At 72.0% G+C, this 24,165-nt stretch carries 24 protein-coding genes; 18 read left to right on the top strand and 6 right to left on the bottom strand.

Translation table 11 applies throughout. The annotated features are described in order from the left end of the window. Nucleotides 1-14: 14 nt before the first annotated feature. From ACFPIJ_RS48555 to ACFPIJ_RS48545, 3 genes are all read right to left on the bottom strand, one after another. On the bottom strand, nt 15-968 hold the full coding sequence (locus tag ACFPIJ_RS48555) for an AAA family ATPase (RefSeq protein ID WP_380126376.1): 954 nt from the start codon (nt 966-968) through the stop codon (nt 15-17). A 58-nt stretch (nt 969-1,026) separates the two neighbouring features. Then, on the bottom strand, nt 1,027-3,603 hold the full coding sequence (locus tag ACFPIJ_RS48550) for a fibronectin type III domain-containing protein (protein WP_380126299.1): 2,577 nt from the start codon (nt 3,601-3,603) through the stop codon (nt 1,027-1,029). Between the two features lie 84 nt (nt 3,604-3,687). Beyond that, the gene (locus tag ACFPIJ_RS48545; protein WP_380126298.1) at nt 3,688-5,094 is read right to left on the bottom strand and encodes a hypothetical protein; all 1,407 of its coding nucleotides are present in this window, start codon (nt 5,092-5,094) and stop codon (nt 3,688-3,690) included. 74 nt (nt 5,095-5,168) lie between these two features. Here ACFPIJ_RS48545 and ACFPIJ_RS48540 point away from each other — a divergent pair, with 74 nt between their 5' ends. Then, nucleotides 5,169-5,891 (top strand): TetR/AcrR family transcriptional regulator, encoded by a 723-nt coding sequence (locus ACFPIJ_RS48540; protein WP_380126297.1) that lies wholly within the window; start codon nt 5,169-5,171, stop codon nt 5,889-5,891. Nucleotides 5,892-6,515: 624 nt separating this feature from the next. On the opposite strand, the gene ACFPIJ_RS48535 is transcribed toward ACFPIJ_RS48540, so the two are convergent. Continuing rightward, on the bottom strand, nt 6,516-7,394 hold the full coding sequence (locus ACFPIJ_RS48535; RefSeq protein WP_380126296.1) for a helix-turn-helix domain-containing protein: 879 nt from the start codon (nt 7,392-7,394) through the stop codon (nt 6,516-6,518). Between the two features lie 42 nt (nt 7,395-7,436). Further along, the gene (locus ACFPIJ_RS48530) at nt 7,437-7,877 is read right to left on the bottom strand and encodes a hemerythrin domain-containing protein (RefSeq protein ID WP_380126295.1); all 441 of its coding nucleotides are present in this window, start codon (nt 7,875-7,877) and stop codon (nt 7,437-7,439) included. 121 nt (nt 7,878-7,998) lie between these two features. On the opposite strand from ACFPIJ_RS48530, the gene ACFPIJ_RS48525 reads away from it, so the two are divergent. The 17 genes from ACFPIJ_RS48525 to ACFPIJ_RS48445 all read left to right on the top strand — a co-directional run bounded on the left by ACFPIJ_RS48525 (nt 7,999) and on the right by ACFPIJ_RS48445 (nt 23,487). Further along, nucleotides 7,999-8,655: an aldolase/citrate lyase family protein gene (locus ACFPIJ_RS48525; RefSeq protein WP_380126294.1), complete on the top strand. Its 657-nt coding sequence runs from the start codon at nt 7,999-8,001 to the stop codon at nt 8,653-8,655. Between the two features lie 325 nt (nt 8,656-8,980). Then, entirely contained in the window at nt 8,981-11,770 is a 2,790-nt protein-coding gene (locus tag ACFPIJ_RS48520; RefSeq protein WP_380126293.1) for a sensor histidine kinase, read from the top strand. Nucleotides 11,771-11,802: 32 nt separating this feature from the next. Next, a complete protein-coding gene (locus ACFPIJ_RS48515; protein ID WP_327005364.1) occupies nt 11,803-12,198 on the top strand; it encodes a roadblock/LC7 domain-containing protein in 396 nt (131 codons plus the stop codon). Further along, nucleotides 12,195-12,770 carry a GTP-binding protein gene (locus ACFPIJ_RS48510; RefSeq protein WP_380126292.1) on the top strand — a complete coding sequence of 192 codons (576 nt, stop codon included), beginning with the start codon at nt 12,195-12,197 and terminating at the stop codon, nt 12,768-12,770. The genes ACFPIJ_RS48515 and ACFPIJ_RS48510 overlap by 4 nt, the downstream gene beginning before the upstream one ends. A 68-nt stretch (nt 12,771-12,838) precedes the next feature. Beyond that, nucleotides 12,839-14,023 (top strand): ABC transporter substrate-binding protein, encoded by a 1,185-nt coding sequence (locus tag ACFPIJ_RS48505; protein WP_380126291.1) that lies wholly within the window; start codon nt 12,839-12,841, stop codon nt 14,021-14,023. 5 nt (nt 14,024-14,028) lie between these two features. Next, nucleotides 14,029-14,904 carry a branched-chain amino acid ABC transporter permease gene (locus ACFPIJ_RS48500; RefSeq protein ID WP_380126290.1) on the top strand — a complete coding sequence of 292 codons (876 nt, stop codon included), beginning with the start codon at nt 14,029-14,031 and terminating at the stop codon, nt 14,902-14,904. After that, nucleotides 14,901-15,857 carry a branched-chain amino acid ABC transporter permease gene (locus tag ACFPIJ_RS48495; protein ID WP_380126289.1) on the top strand — a complete coding sequence of 319 codons (957 nt, stop codon included), beginning with the start codon at nt 14,901-14,903 and terminating at the stop codon, nt 15,855-15,857. The genes ACFPIJ_RS48500 and ACFPIJ_RS48495 overlap by 4 nt, the downstream gene beginning before the upstream one ends. Next, complete coding sequence (locus ACFPIJ_RS48490; RefSeq protein WP_380126288.1) at nt 15,850-16,581, top strand: ABC transporter ATP-binding protein; 732 nt, start codon at nt 15,850-15,852, stop codon at nt 16,579-16,581. The genes ACFPIJ_RS48495 and ACFPIJ_RS48490 overlap by 8 nt, the downstream gene beginning before the upstream one ends. After that, a complete protein-coding gene (locus tag ACFPIJ_RS48485; protein ID WP_380126287.1) occupies nt 16,578-17,267 on the top strand; it encodes an ABC transporter ATP-binding protein in 690 nt (229 codons plus the stop codon). The genes ACFPIJ_RS48490 and ACFPIJ_RS48485 overlap by 4 nt, the downstream gene beginning before the upstream one ends. A gap of 114 nt (nt 17,268-17,381) precedes the next feature. Further along, entirely contained in the window at nt 17,382-18,851 is a 1,470-nt protein-coding gene (locus ACFPIJ_RS48480) for a GGDEF domain-containing protein (RefSeq protein ID WP_380126286.1), read from the top strand. A gap of 64 nt (nt 18,852-18,915) precedes the next feature. Further along, nucleotides 18,916-19,617 (top strand): energy-coupling factor ABC transporter permease, encoded by a 702-nt coding sequence (locus ACFPIJ_RS48475; protein WP_380126285.1) that lies wholly within the window; start codon nt 18,916-18,918, stop codon nt 19,615-19,617. Next, nucleotides 19,614-19,970: a PDGLE domain-containing protein gene (locus ACFPIJ_RS48470; RefSeq protein WP_380126284.1), complete on the top strand. Its 357-nt coding sequence runs from the start codon at nt 19,614-19,616 to the stop codon at nt 19,968-19,970. Before ACFPIJ_RS48475 ends, ACFPIJ_RS48470 begins: the two co-directional genes overlap by 4 nt. Before the next feature lies 1 nt (nt 19,971). Then, complete coding sequence (cbiQ, locus tag ACFPIJ_RS48465) at nt 19,972-20,736, top strand: cobalt ECF transporter T component CbiQ (protein WP_380126283.1); 765 nt, start codon at nt 19,972-19,974, stop codon at nt 20,734-20,736. Further along, on the top strand, nt 20,733-21,476 hold the full coding sequence (locus ACFPIJ_RS48460) for an energy-coupling factor ABC transporter ATP-binding protein (protein ID WP_380126282.1): 744 nt from the start codon (nt 20,733-20,735) through the stop codon (nt 21,474-21,476). The genes cbiQ and ACFPIJ_RS48460 overlap by 4 nt, the downstream gene beginning before the upstream one ends. Further along, entirely contained in the window at nt 21,473-22,303 is an 831-nt protein-coding gene (locus ACFPIJ_RS48455; RefSeq protein WP_380126281.1) for an AraC family transcriptional regulator, read from the top strand. Before ACFPIJ_RS48460 ends, ACFPIJ_RS48455 begins: the two co-directional genes overlap by 4 nt. Nucleotides 22,304-22,313: 10 nt before the next feature. Beyond that, on the top strand, nt 22,314-23,201 hold the full coding sequence (locus ACFPIJ_RS48450) for a DMT family transporter (RefSeq protein WP_380126280.1): 888 nt from the start codon (nt 22,314-22,316) through the stop codon (nt 23,199-23,201). 55 nt (nt 23,202-23,256) lie between these two features. Beyond that, nucleotides 23,257-23,487 carry a hypothetical protein gene (locus ACFPIJ_RS48445; protein ID WP_380126279.1) on the top strand — a complete coding sequence of 77 codons (231 nt, stop codon included), beginning with the start codon at nt 23,257-23,259 and terminating at the stop codon, nt 23,485-23,487. A 30-nt stretch (nt 23,488-23,517) separates the two neighbouring features. Here the strand turns inward: ACFPIJ_RS48445 and ACFPIJ_RS48440 are convergent, their stop codons facing one another. After that, entirely contained in the window at nt 23,518-24,093 is a 576-nt protein-coding gene (locus ACFPIJ_RS48440) for a PadR family transcriptional regulator (protein WP_203854319.1), read from the bottom strand. Nucleotides 24,094-24,165 lie beyond the last annotated feature (72 nt).

Raw genomic sequence — 24,165 nt, 5'->3', positions numbered from 1 at the left:
GTCCGCCCGCTCCGTCAGGCCGCGACGGCGGCCGTCGGCACCGGCACCGGCACGGCGTCGAGGATCTCGCGGACCACGTCGCCGGGCGCCACGCCGCGCACCTGCGCGTCGGGCGACAGCAGCAGCCGGTGCGCGAACACCGCCTCGGCCAGGGCCTTGATGTCCTCGGGCACGACGTAGCCGCGGCCGTCGATGAGGGCGTAGGCGGACGCGGCCCGGGTCAGCGCGATCACGCCACGCGGGCTGACCCCGACCCGCACCCGCGGGTGGGAGCGGGTCGCGTTGCCCAGCTTGACCGCGTAGCCGAGCAGCGGGTCCGCGATGTGCACCCGGCGGGCCAGCCGGACCAGCTGCGCGACCACCTGGGTGTCGGTGACCGCCTCCAGGGCCTCGGGGGAGCGGGTCACGGCGCCGCGCAGCACCTCGATCTCGACGGCCTCGCTCGGATAGCCGACGGCGAGCTTCATCAGGAACCGGTCCAGCTGCGCCTCGGGCAGCCGGTAGGTGCCGTCCATCTCGATCGGGTTCTGGGTGGCGACGACGAGGAACGGCCGCGGCACCGCGTGCCGGACGCCGTCGACGGTGACATACCGCTCCTCCATGACCTCCAGGAGCGCGGACTGCGTCTTCGGCGAGGCCCGGTTGATCTCGTCGGCGATGACGATGTTGGCGAACACCGGCCCCGGGTGGAACTCGAAGCCGCGGGTCGCCTGGTTGAAGATGGTGACCCCGGTGACGTCGGACGGCAGCAGGTCGGGCGTGAACTGGATGCGCCGCCACTGCCCCTGCACGCTGGCCGCCATGGCCCGGGCCAGGGTGGTCTTGCCGACCCCGGGCACGTCCTCGAGCAGGACGTGGCCCTCGGCGAGCAGCGCCGTCATGGTCAGCCGGATCACCTGCGGCTTGCCGAGCACGATCGACTCGACGTTGCGGGCGAGCCGGCCGACCAGGTCGGCGGCCGCAGCGATCTCCTCGGGGGCGGGGGGACCGGCCTCTGCTTCGGATGTGCTCACTCTGCTCCTGCGCTCAACACTGTTTCAGCGGTCCGGTGCCGTTCGGCAGGTCGAACCACGCGTACGGGATGTAGTTCTCGCCCTTGAAGCTGATCTTGATCCAGACGCTGCTCTGCTTGCCGCCATACGGTTTCGCGTTGACGCTGGAGCCGTTGGTCTGGCAGATCGCGGTGTAGCTGTCGGGAGCGTAGACGTCGCCGACGGACGTGCCGTTCTGGGTCGCGGTCCGGTAGACCCAGATGCCGCCGCCGGGCGCGCCGTGACCGCAGTAGCTCGTGTCGCCGCAGACCACGGTGCCCCGGTACACGGGGGTGGACAGCGAACCGGTGGCGTTCGCCGTCATGCCGGCCGCGTTGGTGACCGTGACGGTGTAGTTGTACGCCGTGTTCGGCCACAGGCCACCCATGGTCAGCGAGCCGCCGCAGGTGTTCTCCACGGCGCCCACGCCGGCGACGTCGAGCCGGCACTTCGCGGGCGCGCCGCCGCCGTCGGTCGCGGTGAACGCGACCGTGATCGACTGCAGCGCGGCGCGGGTGTTGGCCGCGTCGACCCGCATCGTCGGCGCGGCGAGGGTGTTGGCCGCGCCGTTCACGGCGGCACCCTGGCCGGCCTTGTTGACCGCCCTGATCTGCAGCGTGACCCGCTCGTTGTCGCCGAACCCGCCGAACTCCTTCGACAGGCCGGTGCCGATGTCCTGCTTCACGCCGTTGACCGTGGCCTCGTAGCCCGTGATCGGCGCGCCGTTGTCCTCCGCGGCGCGCCACGCGGCCACGATCGTGCCCCGCTTCGTGGTGACCGCCCGGACCGTCAGCCCGCCGGGCGCGCCCGGCTTCGTGAACGGCACCACCGACGGGCTCAGCGGCGACTGGCCGGAGCTCGCGCCGATGTCGTTGATCGAGGCGACCCGGAACGCGACCTGCGTGCCGTAGGGCAGCTCGCCGGCCGGCACCTTGAACGTCGGCTGGGCCGACTCGAACGTCTTGGACTCATCGCCGGACACGGTCGTGATCGTGTACTTCACGATCTTGTGCCCCTGCCCGTTGGCGGCCGGCCACGTGACGGTGACCGTGCCGTCGGGGTTGGCGGTCGCCGCCACGCTCACCGGCGCGTCGGGCACCTGCGACGTCGGCGTGACCGGGTTGGCCGCCTTCTTCGGGCCGTTGCCCTTCGCGTTGACCGCATAGACGGTGAACTTGTAGACCTGCCCGTTGGTCAGCCCGGTGAGGTCCAGCGCCCGCTGGCTCGCGCCGACCTCGTGCTGCTTGCCGTCGCCCTCCACCACGTACTTCGTCACCGCGCTGCCGTTGGCGGGCGCCGCGGTCCAGGTGACCCGCGCCGAGGCGTTGCCCGGCGTCGCGATCACCCGCGGTGGCGCACCGGGCGGCCCGACCGGTGGCTTGGCCGGCGGTGGTGGTGGCGGCACGGGTGGCGCCTCACCGCCCACGACGTCGTTGTTGTACTTGTCGACGACCTGCACGTGGTGCTTGGTGTCCACGACCCGCGCGGTCGACCCGCCGGGCGCGTTGATGAACATCCGGTCCTCGCGGACCTCGATCTCCAGGGCCTTGCCGCCGGCCTTGATCTGGATCGCGTCGAGCGGCTTGCCCGTGGCGTCCAGCACGTAGACCGTGCCGGTCGCGTCGTCGGCGCAGTAGAACCGCCCCGACCAGGCCACGCACGGCTGCAGCTTCGGGCTCTCGCCGGGCACGGTGAAGTCGCTGACCGTGTCGCCGTTGACGACGTAGACGTGCCGGTCGTCCACGACGGTCACCGGCACGTCGCCGCCGACGGTGCGCTGCGGCATCGCGCCGTTGCCGGCCAGGCGCAGCGGCACCTTCTTCAGGGCCTCGCCGCGCAGCGTGGTCAGCGTCGTGGCGGTCTTGTCCAGCACGGCGACGCCGGTGTCCAGGATGGACAGTGCCAGGTCGTGGTTGGGGTCGGCGACGCTGACGGTCTTGACCTTGGTCGGGTCGGACGCGAGCCCGCCGCCCTGGCCGCCGCTGCCGCTGCTCGGCTTCTTCGTCGACGCCGGCTTCACCGCCACGACGGTGCCCTCGGACGGCACCAGGAGCCACAGCCGCCCGGTGTCGTCGAACGTGCCGCCGGAGATCCCGGGCGGGAACGTCACCGTCTCGCCGACCGGCAGCAGCGTCGCCGGGTCGAGCTGGCGCACCTGCCCCTGCACGGTGTCGACGATGAACGCGACGTCGTCGTGCACGGCCACCGTCACGCCGAGCCCCGGCGTCGCCTGCGTGGTCGCGCCGAGCGTCAGGCTGGTCAGGTCCAGCACGCTGATCTTGCCGGTGTTGAGGTCCCGCAGGATCACGAACCGGTCGCTCTGGGTCACCTGCATGGTGTGGCCCTGCGCATCGGTGATCTTCGTTCGGGTGTCGACCTTGCCGGTGACGCCGTTGACCCGGGCGACCTCGCCCTTGTCGTTGCTCCACAGCCAGGAACTGACGTCGAAGCTGGCCACCGCGTTGTTGGCGGCGCCCGTGCCGAACAGCGTCAACCCGAGAACGGCGATCAGGCCCACGACGGTGCCGAGCGTGACCAGTCCGCCGCCCTTGCGCGAACGAAAGCTCACCATGCGGCCCCCTCCCCGAAACCGGCGCCCATCATATTCCTGTCAATGTGTGGTGCACACCCGGCGTGTCTAGATCCGTTCGCATTGTTACTTTCGCTGCGTGCAGGCCAGATCCGACAGCGCGACGCTGTCCGTGCCATAGACCGCCGCAACTGTGAAGCAGTAGTCGAGCTTCGGATTGAGGCCGTTCAGGGTGTACGTCGTCACGCCCGCCGCGAGCACCTGCAGCTGCCGCAGCGCGCCCTGCTGACCACCGGCGACGATGAACGGTGCCGACCCCGTCGACGGATCGGTCCACGTCAGTGTGATGGACGTCTTGTCGTCGCGCAGCCTGAGGGCGCCCGGCGCCTTCGGGTTGGCGGCCGCGGCGCTGCTCGGCTGGCTTGACCCGCTCGGCTCGCCGGTGTTTGCCGTCGTGCTGGCCGGCGGGTCGGGACGGGCGGCGAGGAACGACACCACCGCCGCGGTGATCCCGCCGAGCACCGCCACGATCAGGATCGCCAGCAGTGCGGTCAGCGGCGACCGGCGGCGGGCCGCGTCCTGCGTGGGCAGCGGCGGCGGCGCGGTCCAGGGCCCGGACTCGGGCCCGGCGGCGCCGCCGCTCGTCGGGAACGGGCTGCCGCTGACGGGGTAGGCGCCGCTGACGGGATAGGCGCCGCCGCTGGTCGGATCCGTGGGGCCTGGGGACGGCCAGGATGGCGTGTCCGGGCGTTGGAGGACGCCCAGGTCCACCTGCTGCCAGCCGGCGTCGCCGGTGCCCTGGAACGCCTCCTGGCGGGGTTCCTGCGACCAGTCGATCCGGCCGTCCGGCTCGTCCGGTCGCCACGGCGGCGCGGGCCGGTCCTCCTGGCGGGGCTCCGGGTGGAAGATCGGCCGGTCGTCCGGGGCCGTGTCGGCGCGCTGGTCCACCGGCCACGTCGGCTGCGGTGGCGTGGCCGTGTTGGTCGGCGCGGTGGTCGTGCCGGTCGGCGCGGACTGCGGTGGGGTGGTCGTGCCGGTCGGCGCGGACAGTGGTTCGAACGGTGCCGGCGCGGACTGGTGCGGCACGTGGAACGGCCCCTCCGGCTCCGGCAGCCCCAGGTATCGCCGGGCCGCCCGCACGCTCGGGTGGTCCTCGCCGAGCGCGGCCGGCCCGAGCCTGGCCAGCTGCCCGTATCGCCGTTTCGCCTCGTAGACGTTGCCGAGCTCGTCGGCGATGCGGGCCAGCTCGTAGGACAGCGCGAGCATCACCGCGTGCCCGTCGCCGAGCTTGTGGTAGCCGGCCGCGAGCCCCTCCTCCAGGACCCGCCGGGCGTCGCTGAGCTCGCCGAGGTCGGTGTGGAGTTTCGCGAGCACGCAGGTCGCCGCGAGCACGTCCGGATCGTCGTCACCCAATGCCCCGCTGGCCCCGCCGAGAGCCCGGTCGAGCAGCGCCAGCGCGCCGCGCACATCACCCTGCGCGGCCACCGCGCGGGCACCCTGCACCGCGTTGGCAAGCTGGGCGGACGAGGACACGCCGTTACTCTGCCCTGTCGCACACCCCGGGCGCCACCCCGGTGCGGCGAGCGCGCCTGATCGATACTTGAGTCATGGCAGATCACCCGCTGAGCCCGCTGCCCGGGGCCCGTGAGGCGCGCGACCCGGCCCGTGCCATCAAACGCGGGCCCAGCCGGGTGCCGCCCGAGGTCGTCGCGGCCAACCAGCGGGAGCGCCTCTTCGACGCCGTGGTGCACACCGTCGCCGAGAAGGGCTACGCCAACGCCACCGTCAGCGACATCTGCCGCGCGGCCGGCGTGACCCGCCCCGCGTTCTACGCCCTGTTCGCGGGCAAGGACGACGCGCTGATCGCCACCTACCGCCACGGCACCGACCTGCTCCTGCACCTGATGGAATCCGCGTACCGGGCCGAACCCGCCTGGCGCGACGGGGCCCGCGCCGCGCTCCGGGTGCTGCTGCAGGTCCTTGCCGAGCTGCCCGCGTTCGCGACGACGGCCGTGGTGGAGATCGACGCGGCCGGCCCCCTTGCCCGGGCGGAGCGCGCCGAGCTGCTGCGCCGCTTCGACCGCTTCTTCAGCGAGGCACCGAGCGCCAGCGACCTGCCGATGCCCGAGGAACTGGTCGAAACGGTCGTCGGCGGCATCTACGCCACGATCTACCGCTACGTCGCGGCGGGACGGGTGGAGCAACTGCCGGCCCTGCTGCCGACCCTCGCGTACTTCACGCTGGTGCCGTTCGTCGGACGGGAGGAAGCGGCCAGCGAGCTCACGATCCCGCCGACGGACGACCCGTCGGGCTGCCAGTTGGGGATGTAGTGCTGTAATTCTGCCGCGCCTGCGGCGCGGCGGCGGGGGTTCCCACCCGCGGCCCCCATGCGTCCGCTGCGCGGCCGCACTCTCGTAACCAGCCCGTGTGGCTAGATCGGGCGCTGCGCTTCCACAGGTTCGTCGTGGTCGCCGTCTCTACCTGGTTGGAGTGGGGCGGGGCCGCTGCAATGCTGCCGCGCCTGCGGCGCGGCGGCGGGGGTTCCCACCCGCAGCCCCCATGCGACCGCTGCGCGCCGCACTCTCTTGGCCAGCCCGAGTGGCTCGATCGGGCGCTGCGCTTCCGCAGGTCGTCGTGGTTGCCGTTCCTGCCTGGTTGGAGTGGGGTGGTTGACCGGTGTGATCCTGGCGCGTTGATCGAAGTCGTGTGCGGGTTGCTGTCTGGACCCAGGTCAGGGGTCTGACGGTCTTGGTTGCTTGATCGAAGACGTCGGGTGGTCGCCTTGGGCTTGGGCGACTGCGCGCTCCTTCGATCGCCGGTGGGTGGCGGTCGCGAGGATGACGGCGGGGCTTCGCGGTGATCGAAGTCGGGTGCGGGTCTTGGGTGGCCGGTGCGGGGCTCCGGGTGAGCGGCCTCCGGAGTGATTACACCTTATCTATATGTGGGTGCTCGGGTCAGGCGGAGCGGGGGGCCAACGGGGTCAGGCGGCCCGGCAGGGACGAGCGCTGGTGGGGGATGCGGGGGGCGGCGGGGGAGCGCAGCAGGCCGGCCCGGAACGCGCCCGGTGCCTGACCGGTTTCGCGGCCGAAGAAGCGCCCGAAGTTCGTCGGCTCGTCGAAGCCGAGCCGGCGGCCGACCTCGGCGACCGGCAGGTCGCTGGTGGCGAGGAGGCGCTTGGCCTCCAGGGCGATCCGCTCGTCGATGAGCTGTTTCGCGCTGCGGCCGGTCACCGCGAGGCTGGCCCTGGTGAGCGTGCGGACGGAGCAGCGCAGCGTCTCGGCGTAGTCCTCCACCCGGCGGTGGGTGAGGTCGCGCTCGATCTCGGTCCGCAGCAGTTCGATGAGGTTCGCGGCGGGGCCGGAGTGCGGCGGAGGTGCCAGGGCGATGATCCGCATGAGCAGGACCGCGACCTGGTGGGCGAGGAGGGTGCGGCTCAGGTGGCTGTCGTCGCTGCGGGCCCGGTCGACCGCGATCTGGGCGATCTCCGCGACGATGGCCTCCTCGTCCTCGCCGGCGGGTTGCCAGCAGGCGGGGGCGAACGGGTCCGCCACGAGCTGGACGGGCAGCGGCGGCAGGATCGACGGCGGGAAGGCCAGGACGGTCGCGTCGAAGCCCGCCTGGCCGCCGAACTGGTGGACCTGGCCGGGCCGCCCCCACAGCAGGGTGCCGGGGCGGCAGGCGTGGGTCACGAAGTCGAGCGTGTGGGTGCCCTGCCCGGTGCTGGCGAGGATGACGACGTGGTCCTGGGCCCGCTGCGGCGCCCGGTGGGCCGGCAGGTCACTGAGCCGCGCCGCATCGACGGCCGTGGTCGGGGAAGGGCCGAGAAGCACCATGACCAGGCCGACTGTACCCAAACCCGGACCGGGCGGGAACCCTCATGAGACGCTGATGCCCGCGACGGCCAGTTCCTCGAGGCGGACCCGCTCGAACGCGGCGCCGATCTCGATGAGTCTTGCGTCGTCGACCGCGTCGCGCAGGGCGGGGAGCACGGTGTTCTCCTCCTCCTCGATGTGGTGGCCGACGGTGGCGATGAAGTCGTCCAGGCAGTCGGCGAACCCCTCGTCGTCAGGTCCCATCCGCTGCAGGTCGTGGAGCATCCGCTCGGCCTCGTGGTGCTCGTCGGCACCGTGGTGTGCCTCGTCGGTGGGTAGCGACGGGTACACCTGCAGCTCCTCGGCGTGACTGTGCGCGGTGAGCCGCGCGGCGATCTCGTCGAGCAGCAGCTGCCGGTCGCCCGCTCCTGCGCGCAGCCGGTCAAAGAGCTGCTCCATGACCCGGTGGTCATTCATGATCAGCGTGACGGCGTCGGATGCCATGACTCCCCCTGTCGTCGCGGTCACGTTCAGCGTGCACGCATACCCGGTGACAAGAGGTGCCAAACGGTCAAAACGCACCGCACGACGTGCGCGTGCGCGCCGGCCGTTCGATGATCGAGGTATGAGGTCGTGGCTGTATATCCCCGATATCCGAAATGTCGGGAAGAGTGGGGCGGACGCGCTCGTCGTCGACCTCGAACGCGCCGGTGACCCGGCCCGGGTGCGGTCGTGGATCGAGACCGCCGGCCCGGCGGCGGTCTGGGCCCGGATCACCAACGACGAGCCGGGCCGGCGCGCCGTGCGTGCCGTCGTCTCACCCGCGCTGACCGGGGTCTGCGTCGCCGCGGAGTCGGCCAACGAGCTGGCCGTCCTCGCCACCGTCCTGGCCGAGGCGGAGGAGGCGGTGGGCCTGCCGGTCGGCCGGATCGCGGTGGTCCCGCGCCTCGAGTCCGCCGCCGCGGTGCTGCAGGCCGCCGAGATCGCCCGGGCCCCCCGGGTCGCCCGGCTCCAGCTCGCCGAGGGTCCGCTGATCCGCCGGCTCCGGGTCGAACCGGGGCGGGACGAACGCGAACTGCTGTGGGCCCGGTCGATGGTCGTGATCGCCGGCGCGGCCGCCTCGCTCGAACCGCCGATTGCCGCGTCGTGCCCGGCCGGCACGGATTGTGAACGGTCCGCCGAGGTCCTGCGACGGCTCGGCTTCCGTGGCCGGACCTGCCTCGACGAGGAGCAGGTGCGGATCGCGAACAAGGTATTTGCAAACGCTTCGGCATTCGCATGAAATTATGTGGTCAATGACAAGCACTAACCCTTTGTGCTGTCGACAATGCGTTGTGTAAGTATTTCGGTATCGTAAAAACCCGGAAACGTCGGCGTTGCGCCCGGCGTCCCCTGAGCGGCGAAATCAGGGCCCCCGGCAGCCGTTAGGGTCCGTATGGCTTCCGGTACACCGACCCAACGGATGAGGAAAAACGAGGCGTTCGGCGATGCATCACGGACGTCGGTATTGACACGGATCGGCCGAGCTGTGATTGTGCTCATCGTCATGCGCCTGCTTGTCAGGACTGACCCGTATTGTCAATCTCGGATGCCTGCGGGGACTCTTCGTGACCCAAAGCCAGAGCTCGTCGTCGCTGCCCGTCCCAAGGCAGGAGCGCGACCCTCGGCTGAGTCCCGATCGCCGCCCGACGCGCCATGCCATAGCCGCCACCGCCGCGCAGCAGCGCGACCCTGGCGGCCGGCGGGAGCGGCCGGGCCGGCGCATCATCGACCAGCTCCGGCTCATCGTTGCCCTGCCGCTCGTCGCTGTCGTCGTGTTCGCCGGCATCGCCCTGGTGACCACCGTGCAGGACGTGAACCGCAGCCGGCAGCTGCAGGAGTACGCCGAGCTCGCCTCCGACGCGGGCGCCCTGGCCCACGCGTTGCAGCGCGAGCGGGCCGCGGCCGTCAACGTGCTGGTCAACCCGGCGCCGGCGCAGCTGGAGGCCTACTCGTCGCAGGTGATGATCACCGACGACGCCGTCGACGCGTACCGCGACCGCCGCGCCGGCATCAGCGACGTGCCCGACGCGGTCCGCCGCGTCGACAGCAACCTCGACGCCCTGGCCAACCTGCGCGACCAGGTCCGCAAGGACGCCCGCGCGTCGGTGTCCGGTATCGCGTTCAGCTACCGCATCCTCATCGCCGACCTGCTGTCCTACCGGGAGTCGGTGGCCCGTTCCGGCGCCCCGACCGAGCTGGCCGACCAGATCCGTGCCGCGGCCGCGCTGTCCCGGGCGGCGGAGGCCCTCGGCCAGCAGCAGGCGGCCGTCCTGCGCGCCTACGCCGCAGGCGAGCTGACCCCGGCGCTCCAGCAGGAGATCACCGCGACGCGGACCAGCTTCGTCGAGGCCACGGTCCAGTTCAACGACCTCGCCCCGGTCGAGTGGCGCAGCTGGTTCGAGCAGGCCAGCACCGGTGAGCAGATCATCGCCGCGCAGCGGCTGCAGGACCAGGTCAACCGCGCCCGGCCCGGCGAGAGGTTCAACCTCGACACCAGCGGCTGGATCAACGCGATGTCCGGCTGGTCGGGCCTGCTGTTCGGGGTCCAGCAGAAGATCGACGACTCGGTCGTGGACGAGGTCGCCGGACTGCGCGACGAGCAGGTGACCCAGGCCGGTATCCAGATCGCCGGCGTTGCCCTGGTGCTGCTCATCGCCATCGTGCTGACCGGTGTCGTGGCCCGGCGGATCACCCGGCGCCTGCGCGCCCTGCACGACGCGGCCCGCGAGGTCGCCTACGACCAGCTGCCCGCGGTCGTCGCGGAGCTGCGAGCCGCCGCGCCCGGCACGGTCGACCCGGACGAGGTCGCGGACCGGGCCTCGGCGAAGCTCGTCGTCGGCGGCGCGGACGAGGTCGCCGACGTGGCCCAGGCGTTCCGGGCGGTCCACCGTGAGGCGGTCCGCATCGCCGGTGAGCAGGCCGTCATGCGCTCCAACGTCGCGGAGATCTTCGTTCACCTGTCCCGCCGCGAGCAGCGACTGGTCGACGCCGTGCTGGCCCAGGTCGACCGGGTCGAGCGCGACGAGACGGACCCGGACCGCCTGCAGCAGCTGTACCAGCTGGACCACCTCGCGACCCGGATGGCCCGGATCAACCTGAGCCTGCTCGTGCTGGGCGGCTCCGGCGCGGCCCGCGTCCGCCGCGAGGACGCCCCGATGGGCAAGGTCCTGCAGGCCGCGATCTCGCAGATCGAGCACTACACCCGGGTCCGTTTCGGCAGCGTCGACGACGACGTCGCGGTCGTGGCCGAGGCGGTCGACGAGATCGTGCACCTGCTCGCCGAGCTGCTGGACAACGCGACCGGGTATTCGCCGCCGGAGTCCGAGGTGTGGGTCACCGGCCGGGCCCTCGGCGACCGGATCATCCTGCAGATCGTCGACGAGGGCGTGGGCCTGGCGCCGTCCCGGCGCGAACAGCTCAACCAGCTGCTCGCCCAGCCGCCCGCGATCGACATCGCCGCCGTGCGGGCCATGGGTCTGACCGTGGTCGGGCACATCGCGGCCCGGTACCAGATCGAGGTGCAGCTGCGGCCTGGCCAGCACGGCGGTACCCTCGCCGAGGTCGTCATCCCCAAGGACGTGTTCCGGCCGATCATGGCCGCGGAGCGCCAGCCGCAACTCGCGCCGTCCGTCATCGCGGGCCCGCCGGCCGGCTACAGCGCGACCGCCGCCGGCAACGGCAACGGCAACGGCGGCAGTGGGGGCGCCGCGGCCCGTCCGGTCGCCGCGGAGCTGTTCACGCCCGCGCCGCGCACCGCGCCGCCGAGCCTGTTCGACGTGCCGACCCAGGAGTACCGGGTCGCGTCGCCGAGCCAGGCGGCCGAGTACACCCAGGACTACTCGCAGGACCAGACGCAGAGCTTCGCGGCCGTGCAGGACTACGCGCCGCCGCGCGACTACCGCGCCGCCACGCCGATGCCACCGGGGCCGGGCGCCTGGCCGCCCCTGCCGGAGCCGGACGTGCCGTCGATCCTCGCCGACGCCGACGATTCGATCGAACTGCCGATCTTCCAGTCGGTCAACGGCTGGTTCCGCACCACCGAGGTGCCGGTCGAGGTCACCGTCCCGAGTCCGTACACCGTTGCCGCCGTCCCCGTCGCGGAGGAGCCCCCCAACTGGGAGTCCAGCGCCGATGAAGGCTGGCGTGCCGCCCAGCAGGCGGCCACGCCCGATGTCAGCTCGATGACCGCGTCGGGCCTGCCCGTCCGCGCGCCGCAGCGGCATCTGGTCCCGGGCGCCGCCGTGCCGTCGCAGGTGGACCGTTCCAACACACCGCGTCGCGACCCCAGCAAGGTCGCCGCTGCGATGTCCGCCTACGCCCGCGGTGTGGCCGGTCGCCGGCCTGCCGGCTCCTGAAGCACGAAGAACAGCAAGAGAGGACCATTTCTGTGACCGACCCGAGTAATCTCGGTTGGCTGCTGGACAACTTTGCGAGCCGCACTCCAGATGTCAGCCATGCGCTGGCGATCTCCACCGACGGGCTGGTCCTGGCCCATACCCGGGCTCTGCCGCGCGACCGTGCCGATCAGCTGGCCGCCACCGGCAGCGGCCTGGTCGCGCTGCTCGCCGGCGCGGCGCGGTTCTTCGAGGCCGGCAACGTGGTCTCCAACGTGACCCAGCTCGACGGCGGCTTCATGTTCTGCATGGCGTTCAGCGACGGCGCGTCGCTGCTGGTGCTCGCCTCACCGCACGCCGACGTGGGCAAGGTGTCCTACGAGATGACCGAGCTGGCCAACCGCATCGGTGACGCGCTGTCGCCGTCGGTCCGTGGGGCGCCGGCGTGACGACTCCTGGACGCGGGCGACCCACCGCAGTCAAGATCATCATTGCGGGCGGGTTCGGTGCCGGCAAGACCACTCTCGTCGGCGCCATCTCGGAGATCCCGCCGGTGACCACCGAGGCCGTGATGACCGCGGCCAGCCTCGGGCACGACGACGCCACCCTCGTGCCGGACAAGGGCAGCACCACCGTCGCCATGGACTTCGGCCGGATCACGCTGTACCAGGACCTCGTGCTCTACCTGTTCGGCACGCCCGGGCAGAAGCGGTTCTGGTTCATGTGGGACGAGCTGTGTCGCGGCGCGATCGGCGCCGTCGTCATCGCCGACACGCGCCGGCTCGCCGACTGCTTCGGCGCGATCGACTTCTTCGACAACCGGCGGCTGCCGTACGTCATCGCGGTCAACCACTTCGAAGGCGCGGCCAAGTATCACCTTGAGGACATCCGCGAGGCCCTGGCGGTCAGCCGGGGAGTCCCGATGATCAACGCCGATGTCCGCTCACGTGCGTCCGCCAAGGAGATCCTGGTCGCCGTGACCGAGCACGCGCTCGCACAGCGCACCGGCGCGCGTCGCTGAACCCCGCGCGAAACCCCCGTTGAACCGTTTCACCAACCGCGAACGCACAGAACACATAGGGGAGAACCATGCAACGACGATCGCTGGTCAGTGCGGCGCTTGCCGCCGGGCTGCTGCTCGCAGCCGCCGGCTGCGCCGATTCCGACCCGAAGAGCTCCAGCGGCGCGGCCGCGTCCACCCTGAAGATCGGCTTCCTCGGCTCGCTCACCGGCACCTATCAGGCGGTCGGCACCGACCTGAAGAGCGGCTTCGAGCTGTACCTGGCCACGCACGACAACAAGCTCGGCGGCCACCCGATCGACCTGAAGATCGCCGATGAGGGCGACGGCGCGCCGACCGCGGTGCCCGCGGCGACGAAGCTCATCAAGGACGACAAGGTCGTCGCGCTGACCGGCATCGTCGGCGGTGGCTCGGTCGCGGCCGTCGCACCGCTGCTCGCCGAGGCGAAGATCCCGCTGATCGGCTCCAACGGCCGGCCGGACCTCAAGGACCTGAGCGGGGTGTGGACGACCAGCTTCATGTCCACCGACACGGGCAAGTCCATCGCGCAGTACATCAAGGACAAGGTCAACGGCCCGGTCTACGCGATCGGCCCGGACTACCAGGGTGGCTACGACCAGGTCGGCGGCTTCACCACCGAGTTCCTGAAGCTCGGCGGCACGCTGGTCAACGGCAAGGCCACGTTCACGCCGTTCCCGACGACGACGAACTTCCTGCCGTTCTTCTCGCAGATCAAGGCGAGCAACGCCAAGGCCGTGTACACGTTCTACGCCGGCAAGGCCGCGATCGACTTCGTGAAGCAGTACGCCCAGTCCGACGCCAAGGACATCCCGCTGTACTCCGCGGGCTTCCTCACCGAGGGTTCGGTGCTGCAGGCCCAGGGTGACGCCGCGAAGAACATCCTGAACGTCTGCAACTACTCGCCCGACCTCGACAACGAGGAGAACCGCAAGTTCGTCGCCGCCTGGAAGCAGAAGCACCCGGACGCGACGCCGACCACCTACGCGATGGCGTCCTACGACGCGGCCGCGGTCCTGGACCGCGCGATCGCGGCGGCCGGCGACAACCCGACGCCCGAGTCGATCAACGCGGCCGTCGGCAAGCTCGGCCAGATCCCCTCGCCGCGCGGCAACTGGCAGTTCGGCCCGCAGACCCACTCGCCGATCCAGAAGTGGTACCTGCGGCAGGTCCGCAACGACGGCCGGGCCCTCGCCAACGTCATGGTGCAGGACCTCGCGACGGTCGGTGCCTGACCGAGTTGGACGCGTACCTGATCCCGGCGGTCGACGGCGTGGGCTACGGCCTGCTGCTGTTCGTCGTCGCCGCCGGGCTCACCCTCGCCTTCGGCGTCGGTGACGTGCTCAACCTCGCCCACGGCACGCTGTTCGCCTTCGGCGCCTACGCGGCGGCGAAGGTCAGCGACGGCACGTGGCTCTCGCTCGCGCTCGCGGTGCTGGTCGGCACCGCGGCCGCGGCGGCGGGCGGCGCGGTCCTGTCGGCGCTGCTGGTGCCGCTCGCCGGGCGGGGTCACCTCGCCCAGGCGCTGCTGACGTTCGGCGTGGCGCTGGTCGTCGGCGACCTGCTCGTCGGGCTGTTCGGCCCCGACGAACTGCCGGTCAAGGTCCCGGCGGTCCTGGACCGGCCGGTCGACATCGTCGGTCACTCCTACCCCGGCTACCGCCTCGCCTTCATCGGCGTCGCCGCGCTGATCGCGGTCGTGCTGTACGTCGTCGTCGCCCGGACTCGGGTCGGCAGCCTCGTGCGGGCCACCGTCGACGACCGCGACATGGTCGCCACGCTGGGCGTCAACCCGTTCATGGTGCGCACCGGGGTCCTCGCGGCCGGCGGCGCCCTCGCCGGGCTCGCCGGTGCCCTCGGCGCCCCGATCATCGGGCCCGGGCCGCGCACCGCGGACCTCGTCCTCATGCTGTCGCTGGTCGTGGTGGTGCTGGGCGGGCTCGGCTCGATCGGCGGCGCGCTCGTCGCCGCGATCGCGGTCGGCGAGATCCAGACCATCGGGGTGACCTCCGAGGCGACCCAGGACTTCGCCCCGTTCCTGCTGTTCGGCGCGATGGCCGTCGTGCTGTCCGCCCGGGCCCGTGGCCTGCTGACATCCGGCCGGAGCGCGGCATGAGCATCCTGAAGCGGCTGACGCCGCTGGGCTTCCCCCTGCTGATCGCCGTGCTGGTGCCGATGGCGTGGGTGCTGGACGAGTACGCCACGAAGACCCTCACCAGCATCCTCGTCCTCGGGCTGCTCGCCGTCAGCGTCGCGCTGCTCACCGGCGTCGCCGGCCTGCCGACGCTCGGGCAGACCGCGCCGTACCTCGTCGGGGCGTACACCGCCGCGACCCTGGTGCGGCACGACGTCTCGATCGGCGTCGTGCAGCTGCTCGCCGCGGCCGCGGCGGGGGCGGTGTTCGCCCTGGTCACCGCGCCGCTCGTGGTGTACGCCCGAGGTGTCGTGGTGCTCATGATCACCCTCGCGCTCGGCGAGCTGACCATGACCGTCGCGGGACGGTGGAAGTCGGTCACCAACGGCACCGACGGCATGCTCGCGTTCGCCGCGCCGGCGCCGCTGCCGGGGCTGGTCACGCTGGACACCGACCGGGCCACGTACCTCTACGTCCTCACCGTCGTCGCGGTGCTGGTCGGCGTCATGCTGCTGGTGCTGCGCTCACCGGCCGGTGCGCTGCTGCGCGCCGCGCGGGACGGCGAGACCCGGATGCGGGCCAGCGGGCATCCCGTCGCCGGATACCTCACGGTCACCTACGTGGCCGCCGGTGCCCTCGCCGGGGCGGCCGGCTCGCTGCTGGTCACCGTCGAACGCTACGTCTCACCCGGCGCCGGCGGCTTCGACATCTCCGCGCTCGTCCTGCTCGCGGTCGTGATCGGCGGCGCCACCTCACTCGTCGGCGCGCTGCTCGGCGCCGGCCTCGTCGTCGCGACCCGCGACTGGATCGCGAGCCGGGACTGGTTCGGCGGATCCATGGCCGGGCACGCGCCGCTGGTGCTCGGCGGGTTGTTCATCCTCTGCGTCTACCTCCTGCCCCGTGGCCTGCTCGGAAAGCGGACGGCACATGAGTGACCTGCTTGCCGTCGACGGTCTCGGCCGCCGGTACGGTGACCTCGCCGCCCTGGACGGGGTCGACCTGCGGGTGGCGCCCGGCGACCGGCTCGGGCTGATCGGGCCCAACGGCGCCGGCAAGTCCACGCTGCTCAACCTCATCGCCGGGTCGTTGCGGCCGACGTCGGGCCGGATCCACTTCGACGGCCGCGACATCACCCGGCTCGCGCCGGCCCGCCGGGCGCGGCTCGGCATCGGCCGCACCCACCAGCACCCGGCCGTCTGGGCGAGCCTGCCCGCCCTGGACAACGTGCTCGTCGCCGCCCGCCTGCCGTGGGGACGCTTCCGCGCCGGTCGCCGGGCCAAGCCCCGCGAGCACGCCCGGGAGCTGCTCGCCGGGGTCGGGCTGACCGGCGTGGAGCAGACCCTGGCGGGCGCGCTGTCGCACGGGCAGCGCCGCCAGCTGGAGCTGGCGATGGCTCTGGCCGGGGAGCCGCGCCTGCTGCTGCTCGACGAGCCCGCCGCGGGCCTCGCCCCGGCGGAGGTCGAGGTCCTCGCGTCGCTGCTGGCGTCGCTGCCGCTCACCGTGGCGATCCTGCTGGTCGAGCACCACCTCGACCTGGTCTACGGCTTCGCCGACCGGATCACCGTCCTGCACTCGGGACGCCACGTGCACACCGGCACCGTCCCGGAGACCCGCTCCTCGCCCGAGGTCGCGGCAGCCTACGCGGGGGTCATGCCATGACGCTCACCATCGAGGGCGTGCACGCCGGGTATGGCGGCGGCACCGTCCTGCACGGCGTGGACCTGGTCGTGCCGGAGGGCGGCGCCCTGGCGGTGCTCGGCATGAACGGCGCCGGCAAGACCACCCTCGTGCACACCATCGCCGGCCTGGTGAAGGCCCGCTCGGGCAGCATCCGGCTGGGCGACGTGGAGCTGGCCGGGCGGCCGGCGCACCGGATCGCCCGGGCCGGCGTCGCGCTGGTGCCGCAGGGCCGCCGGGTGTTCGCCAGCCTCACCGTCGCGGAGCACCTCGCGCTGTCGCGGCGCAAGGGCGACTGGACCGTGCCGCGGATCCTGGAGCTGCTGCCCCGGCTCGGGGAGCGGCTCACCCACAAGGGCAACCAGCTCTCCGGCGGCGAGGCCCAGATGCTCGCGATCGCCCGGGCGCTGCTGACCCAGCCGCGGCTGCTGCTGCTCGACGAGCCGTGCGAAGGGCTCGCCGTCGACCTGGCGGCCCGGGTCCGGGCCGTCGTGGCGGAGCTGACCCGCACCGGGCTGACCGTGCTGCTGGTCGAACAGCAGCCGGAACACGCCCGCGCCGTCACCGACCGCCTCGTCGATCTGGCGAACGGCGTGCTGGGAACCGTCACGGAACATGGCGACGAGAACACCGAAGGTGCAGCAGGAATCTCTTCAAGCAGGGCATGATCGTGCACAGCGTGGAGTCGCTGCCGGTGACCTGGTAAAGCCTGACCTGGTAAAAGCCGCAGTAACAACCGCAAACGCCTCACGTGCACCCGCCGTCCTGCCGAACAGGCGGGTATGGCAGGACTCAGGGGACGCCCCGCACCGTGGCAGATCTGGATCGGGTGCGGGGCGCTCATGATCGCCGTGTACTACATGTTCCCGCTCGGGGGGATCCAGCGCGGCTTTCTCTACCCGGCCCTGTCGGCGTCGTGCACGCTCATGGTCGTCGCCGGGATCCGGCGCAACCACCCCGTCCGGCCGTCGGTCTGGTACTGCGTCGCGGCCGGGCTCGGCATGTGGTCGACCGGCGACTTCGTCTTCGCCTACCTGTACTACGTCCGCGGCGACGAGGCGTTCCCGTCCTACGCCGACGCCTTCTACCTCGCCGCGATCCCCGTCCTCGCGACGGGCGTGTTCATCCTGATCAAGGGTCGGGTCTCCGGCCGGGACCGCGCCGGGCTGCAGGACGCGCTCGTCATCTCCACCGGCCTGGCGCTGCTGACCTGGACGTTCATGATGCGCCCGATCGCCGAGGACCACTCGATCGGCATGCTGGCCAGGCTGGTGTCGCTCGGCGCGCCGGCCGGGGACCTGCTGCTCATCTCGATGCTGCTGCGCCTGCTGTCCAGCCCCGGCGGCCGCAGCGCCAGCTACCGGTTCCTGATCGGCGGGTTTGCCTTCACCCTCGGCACCGACGTGCTCTACAGCGTCGTCAACACCGTCGCCGTGTACGAGGGCGGGGCGATGGACGCCGGCTGGATGGCCTCCTACGTCATGTTCGGCGCCGCCGCGCTGCACCCGTCGATGCGGTCGCTGTCGGAGGTCGCGCCGGACCGCGCGGAACGCTTCCAGAAGCAGCGCATCAGCCTGCTCGCCACCACCTCGTTGCTGGCCCCGGCGATGCTCGTCTACGACGGGCTCACCGACCCGGCCCACGTCGACTGGAAGGCCATCAGCGCCGGCTCGGTCGTGCTGTTCCTGCTGGTCGTGGCCAGGATGTCCGGTCTGGTGGCGCAGGTGCGCGACCAGGCCGTCCAGCTCGACGCCCTCGCACACAACGACGGCCTGACCGGGGTGCCCAACCGCCGGTCCTGGGACATTGAGCTGCACCGCGAGACCACGAAGGCACGCCGCAGCGGCGCGGAGGTCTGCGTGGCGCTGCTGGACCTGGACCACTTCAAGCGGTTCAACGACACCCACGGCCACCAGGCCGGCGACCGGCTGCTCAAGGAGGCCTCGGCCGCGTGGCGGTCGCTGCTGCGCCCCGGCGACGTCCTGGCCCGCTACGGCGGCGAGGAGTTCGGGGTGATCCTGGTCGGCGCGTCCCCGCAGGAGGCCGCGCGCATCCTGGACCGGCTGCGCGCGGTCACCCCGCAGGGGCAGACCTTCTCCGCCGGCCTGGTCCGGTGGAACGGGGTCGAGGCCGCGGACGAGGTCGTCGGGCGCGCCGACGAGGCGCTCTACCACGCCAAACACAACGGCCGGAACCGTGTTCACCTGGCCGACCCGATCCGGACGACCAGGGACACCAAGATTCTCGCGTGAACTTCGTGTCGGCGTTGTTGCAAGCTCTTGGCAACAACGCCCGATCGGCAATAGGCTCCATGGCATGCCTGCGGTAGCCATGCACATCTCCAACGGGATCATCGACAACCAGATCGCGTTGCTGTTCGCCGCCATCGCCCTGGCGGGGCTCGGCCTGTGCTTCGTCCAGGGGCGCCGCGAGCTCGACGACCGGCTCGTGCCGATGGCCGGCCTGGTCGCGGCGTTCATCTTCGCCGTGCAGATGCTCAACTTCCAGGTCCTGCCCGGGGTCAGCGGCCACCTGCTGGGCGGCACCCTTGCCGCCATCCTCGTCGGGCCATACCTGGGCGCGATCTGCGTGTCCATCGTCCTCGTCGTCCAGGCGCTGATCTTCAGCGACGGCGGCGTCACCGCGCTCGGGCTGAACATCACCAACATGGCGCTGCTCGGCACCGCGGCCGGCTACCTGCTCGTCGCGACCCTGCTGCGGGTCCTGCCCCGGCGCACCTGGACGCTGACGGTGGCCGCCGTCATCGCCTCCGTCGTGTCGGTGACCGTCGCCTCGCAGGGCTTCGTCCTGCAGTACTACCTGGGCGGCGCCGTCGACGTCGGCCGCTCCCTCGGCGCGATCTCCGCCGCGATGGCCGGCACGCACCTGCTGATCGGGCTCGGTGAGGGCGTCATCACCGCGCTCACCGTCACCTACGTGGCGAAGGTCCGGCCCGACCTCGTCTACGCGGTGCGCAACCTCAAGCGTCCGGTCGTCAGCGAGGCGGTGACGGTATGAAGAAGTCGACCTGGTTCATTCTCAGCGGGCTGATCGCCGCGCTGCTGCTCGCCGGCGTGGTCAGCAACTTCGCCTCCGGCCACCCCGACGGCCTCGACTCCGTCGCCCGCGAGGGCTGCACCTTCGACGCCGACGACAACATCACCGGTGGCACCTGCATGGCGCAGAGCGAGACCGGGAACCAGACCAGGGACAGCCCGCTGGCCGGTTACGGGCTGCGCGGCGTCGGCAACGACCTCCTGTCCACCGGCCTGTCCGGGGTGATCGGGGTGGTCGCCACGTTCGCGATCGGCGGCGGCGTCTTCTGGCTGCTGCGCGCCGGCACCAGGAACCGCAAGAAGCAGACCGCCTGACATGGGCGCCGGCCACAGCCACGCGCTGTTCGTGCACCGCGACTCGCCGGTGCACGCGCTCGCGCCCGAGGTGAAGATCGCCGCCAGCGTCCTGTTCACCGTCGCGGTCGTCGCGACGCCACGTGAGGCGCTGTGGGCGTTCGGCGGCTACCTCGTGGTCATCGTCGCGGTGGCGTTCACCGCCCGCATCGGCCTGGGCTGGCTCGCGCTGCGGTCCCTGATCGAGCTGCCGTTCATCCTGTTCGCATTCGCGCTGCCGTTCCTCGGCCACGGCGAGCGGGTGCACTGGCTCGGGCTGAGCCTGTCGGTCGACGGGCTCTACGGGGCATGGAACATCGTCGCCAAGGGCACCCTCGGCGTGCTGTCCTCGCTGCTGCTCGCCGGGACGACCACGCCCCGTGACCTGCTGCTCGGCCTGGACCGGCTGCGCTGCCCGACGATGATCACGCAGATCGCCACGTTCATGCTGCGATACCTCGACGTGCTCGCCGCCGAGGGCCGCCGGATGCGGATCGCGCAGCGCTCGCGCGGCTACGACCCCCGCTTCCTGTGGCAGATCAAGGGCTTCGCCAGCGGCATCGGCGCCCTGTTCCTGCGCGCCTTCGAGCGCGGCGAACGCGTCTACCTGGCGATGGTCTCGCGGGGCTACGAGGGGCGGATCCCCATGGCACTCGCCGGGACGGGCGCGACCGCCCGGCAGTGGGCCGCCGCCGCGCCGGTGCCCGTCGTGGCCGGCGCGATCGCGACGGTAGCGTTACTCGGGTGACGCCATCCCTGCAGGTGACCGGCCTGCACTTCGCCTACCCGGACGGGCACGTGGCGCTGCGCGGCGTCGACCTCACCGTGCCGCAGGGGGACCGGGTCGCCCTGCTCGGGCCCAACGGCGCCGGCAAGACCACCTTCGTGCTGCACCTCAACGGCATCAACACGGCCACCGGCGGCGGTGTCGAGGTCGGCGGCCTCGCCGTCGACCCCCGCGACCGGACCGGGCTGAAGGAGGTTCGCCGCCGCGTCGGGATCGTCTTCCAGGACCCCGACGACCAGCTGTTCATGCCGACCGTGGCGGAGGACGTCGCGTTCGGCCCGGCGAATCTGGGCCTGCGCGGCGCCGAGCTCGCGGAGCGGGTCGACGAGGCCCTCGCCGCCGTCGGGATGGCGTCGGTCCGGGACCGGGCCCCGCACCACCTGTCCTTCGGCCAGCGCCGCCGCGTCGCCGTCGCCACCGTGCTCGCCATGCGCCCCGAGATCCTGGTGCTGGACGAGCCGTCCTCCAACCTGGATCCCGCCTCCCGCCGGGAGCTCGCCGAGATCCTGCGGTCGCTGCCGGTCACGCTGCTGATGGTGACCCACGACCTGCCCTACGCGCTGGAGCTGTGCCCCCGCGCCGTCATCCTCGACGAGGGCCGGATCGTCGCCGACGGCCCCACCCGCGAGCTCCTGGCCGACGCCGACCTGCTCGAACGGCACAGGCTGGAGCTCCCGTTCGGGTATACCGTGACAGCGTGACCGAGAGCGCGACCTGGACCCGGGTCGACGACGGGCGGTTCCAGGTCGACCTGCTCACCGCGGACTACCAGCGGCACGCGTTCACCCGGCACAGCCATTCCACCTTTGCCATCGGGGTCGTCGTCTGCGGCGTCGAGCAGTTCCATTACCGGGGCTCGCTGCACCGCGCGGGCGTGGGCACCCTCGCGATCCTGGAGCCCGACGAGCCGCACGACGGGCAGGCCGCCGACCCGAACGGCTGGGCGTACCGGGTCTTCTACCCGCCCGCCGACCTGCTCTTCGAGGACGGGCCGAGGGCGCACTTCGCCGACGCCGTGGTCCACGACTCGCGCAGCGTGCACCTGATCCGTTCGGCGCACGAGGAGCTGACCGCGGGCGTCGACCAGTTCGCCGCGCATTCAAAGCTGGTGTGGGCCATGTCCGCCGTGGCCCGCCGCCACGGTGACGGGCGTCCTGCCGGGCCGGTCCTGTCGCCGCGGGACGCGGCCGCGGCACGGAAGATCGCCGAGATCCGGGACCGGCTCACGGCCGACCTGCGGTGCGCGCCGAGCCTCCGCGAGCTCGCCGCCGGTGTCGAGCTGTCCCCGTTCCACCTGCTGCGCGTCTTCCGCGACGCGACCGGCTTCCCCCCGCACACCTGGCTGGTCCTGGAGCGGGTCTGCCGGGCCCGGCACCTGCTCGCCGCCGGCCTGACCCCGGCCCAGGTCGCCAGCGGTGTCGGCTTCGCCGACCAGGCCCACCTCACCCGCTGGTTCAAGCGCGTGACGGGCGTCACCCCGGCCGCATTCCGCAACTCCGTTCAAGACCCGGTGCGCACCGCGGCGTGACGCTGTCGGCATGAGTCGTCGCGGATGGATCCTCTTCCTCGCCATGTCCGTCGTGTGGGGCATCCCGTACCTGCTGATCAAGGTCGCGGTCCGGGACATCGGCCCCGCCGAGCTCGTCTTCGTCCGCACCGCCGTCGGCGCGCTCCTGTTGCTGCCGATCGCCCTGTATCGCAAGGAACTCCGCGCGTCGCTGCGCCCGTGGCTGCCGCTGCTCGCCTACACCGTCGTCGAGATCGGCGTGCCCTGGCTGCTGCTGTCCCACGCCGAGCAGGAGGTCGACAGCTCGCTCACCGGTCTCGTCATCGCCGGTGTCCCCCTCGTCGCCGCCCTGATCGCCCGCGAACGCCTCTCCGGCACCCGGGTCGCCGGACTCCTCACCGGATTGGCCGGGGTCGGACTGCTCGTCGGTTTTCACGGGGGTACGGGCGGCGCCATCCCGATCCTCGAGCTCCTCGGCGTGGTGCTGTGCTACGCGACCGGCCCGCTGATCATCGAACGCTGGCTCGCCGACGTCCCCCGCTACGGCGTCTCGGCCGCGTCCCTGGTCGCCGGCGCGCTGCTGTTCGCCCCCGTCGCGGTGCCGAACCTGCCGTCGCTGGCCCGCACCGTCACGCCCGGCCCGGCGCTGGCCGCCCTCGCCCTTGCGGTCATCTGCACCGCGCTGGCGTTCGTGCTGTTCTTCGCCCTCATCGCCGAGGTCGGCGGGGTGCGCGCCACCGTGATCACGTTCGTCAACCCGGCGGTCGCGGTCGTCCTGGGCGCCCTGGTCCTGGGTGAGGAGATCACGCCGCTGACGGTGGGCGCGTTCGCGCTGATCCTGGCCGGCTCGTTCCTGGCCACCCGGCGCCGTCCCGCCGGGAAGGAGACCACCCCGGACCCCGAGCCCGCGCCCGTCTGAGCCGGAATGGGATAGCGGTGTACGCTCCGCGGCTGAGCGACTACCGTCCCCAGACGTGCAGTTCGGTGTGCTCGGACCGGTCGAGGTGCGCGTCGGCGACGTGCCCGTCGACCTTGGTGGGCCCAGGCAGCAGCTGATCGTGGCCGGTCTGCTGTTCCACGCCGGGCGGGTCGTCACCGTCGCCGACCAGCGGAACACGGCGCACGCCCTGTTCCGGGCGTGTGGCCTCAGTGGGCAGGCCGCCGCTCGTGCGGCGGGCCTGACCCACGTGGTGACCGTGCCCTGACATGGGCGTCGGCCGGGCTCCGGTCGGGCATCAGTCGGCGAGGATGGCGTACAGCTTGCGGCGCGTCTCGGTCAGCACCTCGAGGGCCTGGGTCCGCTGCTCCGCGGTGCCGTTGAAGCCGACCTGGCGCAGGGCGTCCATGATGCCGACGGCGGCGTCGCGGAACTCCTGGGCCTGGGAGACGTTCTCGTCGCCGTACTCCTGCCAGGGGGCGTTCTGCGCGGCGGCCTCCGCCTCGGGCCGGCCGGTGTCGGTGAGGACGAAGCGCTTGCGGCCGCCTGTCTCCTCCGCGGTGATGAGACCCTCGTCCTCCAGCAGCTGCAGCGTCGGGTAGATCGAGCCGGGGCTCGGTCGCCAGATGCCGCCGGTGCGGGACTCGAGCTCCTGGATCATCTCGTAGCCGTGCATGGGGCGCTCGTGCAGCAGCGCGAGGACGGCGAGGCGCACGTTGGGGCGTCCGCCCCGGCCCGTGCCCTTGCCGCCCCAGCCGCCGCCCCGGCCCGCGCCGCGGCCGTGCCCGGGTCCCCATGGCCCGCGCCCACCGGGCGGGAAGGGCGGGATGAAGCCGCCGAAGCCACGGTGCCAGGCACCTGCGTCAAAGAGCATTGCTCCGTGTCGTGATCGCATGATCGTTCTCCTGTCATCGAACTGTCGACGACTGTCGCCGACAGTTCGACG

This window comes from Dactylosporangium cerinum, assembly GCF_042653625.1.
Classification (GTDB): Bacteria; Actinomycetota; Actinomycetes; order Mycobacteriales; family Micromonosporaceae; genus Dactylosporangium; species Dactylosporangium cerinum.
The sequence above is the reverse complement of the archived record's forward strand: the minus strand, read 5'-3'. Positions and strand labels throughout refer to the sequence as shown.

Coding starts and splice junctions, on each gene's coding strand:
- ACFPIJ_RS48440 (WP_203854319.1), bottom strand. CDS start 24,093: ATGCTCTTTGACGCAGGTGCCTGGCACCGTGGCTTCGGCGGCTTCATC.
- ACFPIJ_RS48490 (WP_380126288.1), top strand. CDS start 15,850: ATGAGTGACCTGCTTGCCGTCGACGGTCTCGGCCGCCGGTACGGTGAC.
- ACFPIJ_RS48540 (WP_380126297.1), top strand. CDS start 5,169: ATGGCAGATCACCCGCTGAGCCCGCTGCCCGGGGCCCGTGAGGCGCGC.
- ACFPIJ_RS48535 (WP_380126296.1), bottom strand. CDS start 7,394: ATGGTGCTTCTCGGCCCTTCCCCGACCACGGCCGTCGATGCGGCGCGG.
- ACFPIJ_RS48550 (WP_380126299.1), bottom strand. CDS start 3,603: ATGGTGAGCTTTCGTTCGCGCAAGGGCGGCGGACTGGTCACGCTCGGC.
- ACFPIJ_RS48495 (WP_380126289.1), top strand. CDS start 14,901: ATGAGCATCCTGAAGCGGCTGACGCCGCTGGGCTTCCCCCTGCTGATC.
- ACFPIJ_RS48475 (WP_380126285.1), top strand. CDS start 18,916: ATGCCTGCGGTAGCCATGCACATCTCCAACGGGATCATCGACAACCAG.
- cbiQ (WP_380126283.1), top strand. CDS start 19,972: ATGGGCGCCGGCCACAGCCACGCGCTGTTCGTGCACCGCGACTCGCCG.
- ACFPIJ_RS48505 (WP_380126291.1), top strand. CDS start 12,839: ATGCAACGACGATCGCTGGTCAGTGCGGCGCTTGCCGCCGGGCTGCTG.
- ACFPIJ_RS48525 (WP_380126294.1), top strand. CDS start 7,999: ATGAGGTCGTGGCTGTATATCCCCGATATCCGAAATGTCGGGAAGAGT.
- ACFPIJ_RS48450 (WP_380126280.1), top strand. CDS start 22,314: ATGAGTCGTCGCGGATGGATCCTCTTCCTCGCCATGTCCGTCGTGTGG.
- ACFPIJ_RS48470 (WP_380126284.1), top strand. CDS start 19,614: ATGAAGAAGTCGACCTGGTTCATTCTCAGCGGGCTGATCGCCGCGCTG.
- ACFPIJ_RS48530 (WP_380126295.1), bottom strand. CDS start 7,877: ATGGCATCCGACGCCGTCACGCTGATCATGAATGACCACCGGGTCATG.
- ACFPIJ_RS48485 (WP_380126287.1), top strand. CDS start 16,578: ATGACGCTCACCATCGAGGGCGTGCACGCCGGGTATGGCGGCGGCACC.
- ACFPIJ_RS48480 (WP_380126286.1), top strand. CDS start 17,382: ATGGCAGGACTCAGGGGACGCCCCGCACCGTGGCAGATCTGGATCGGG.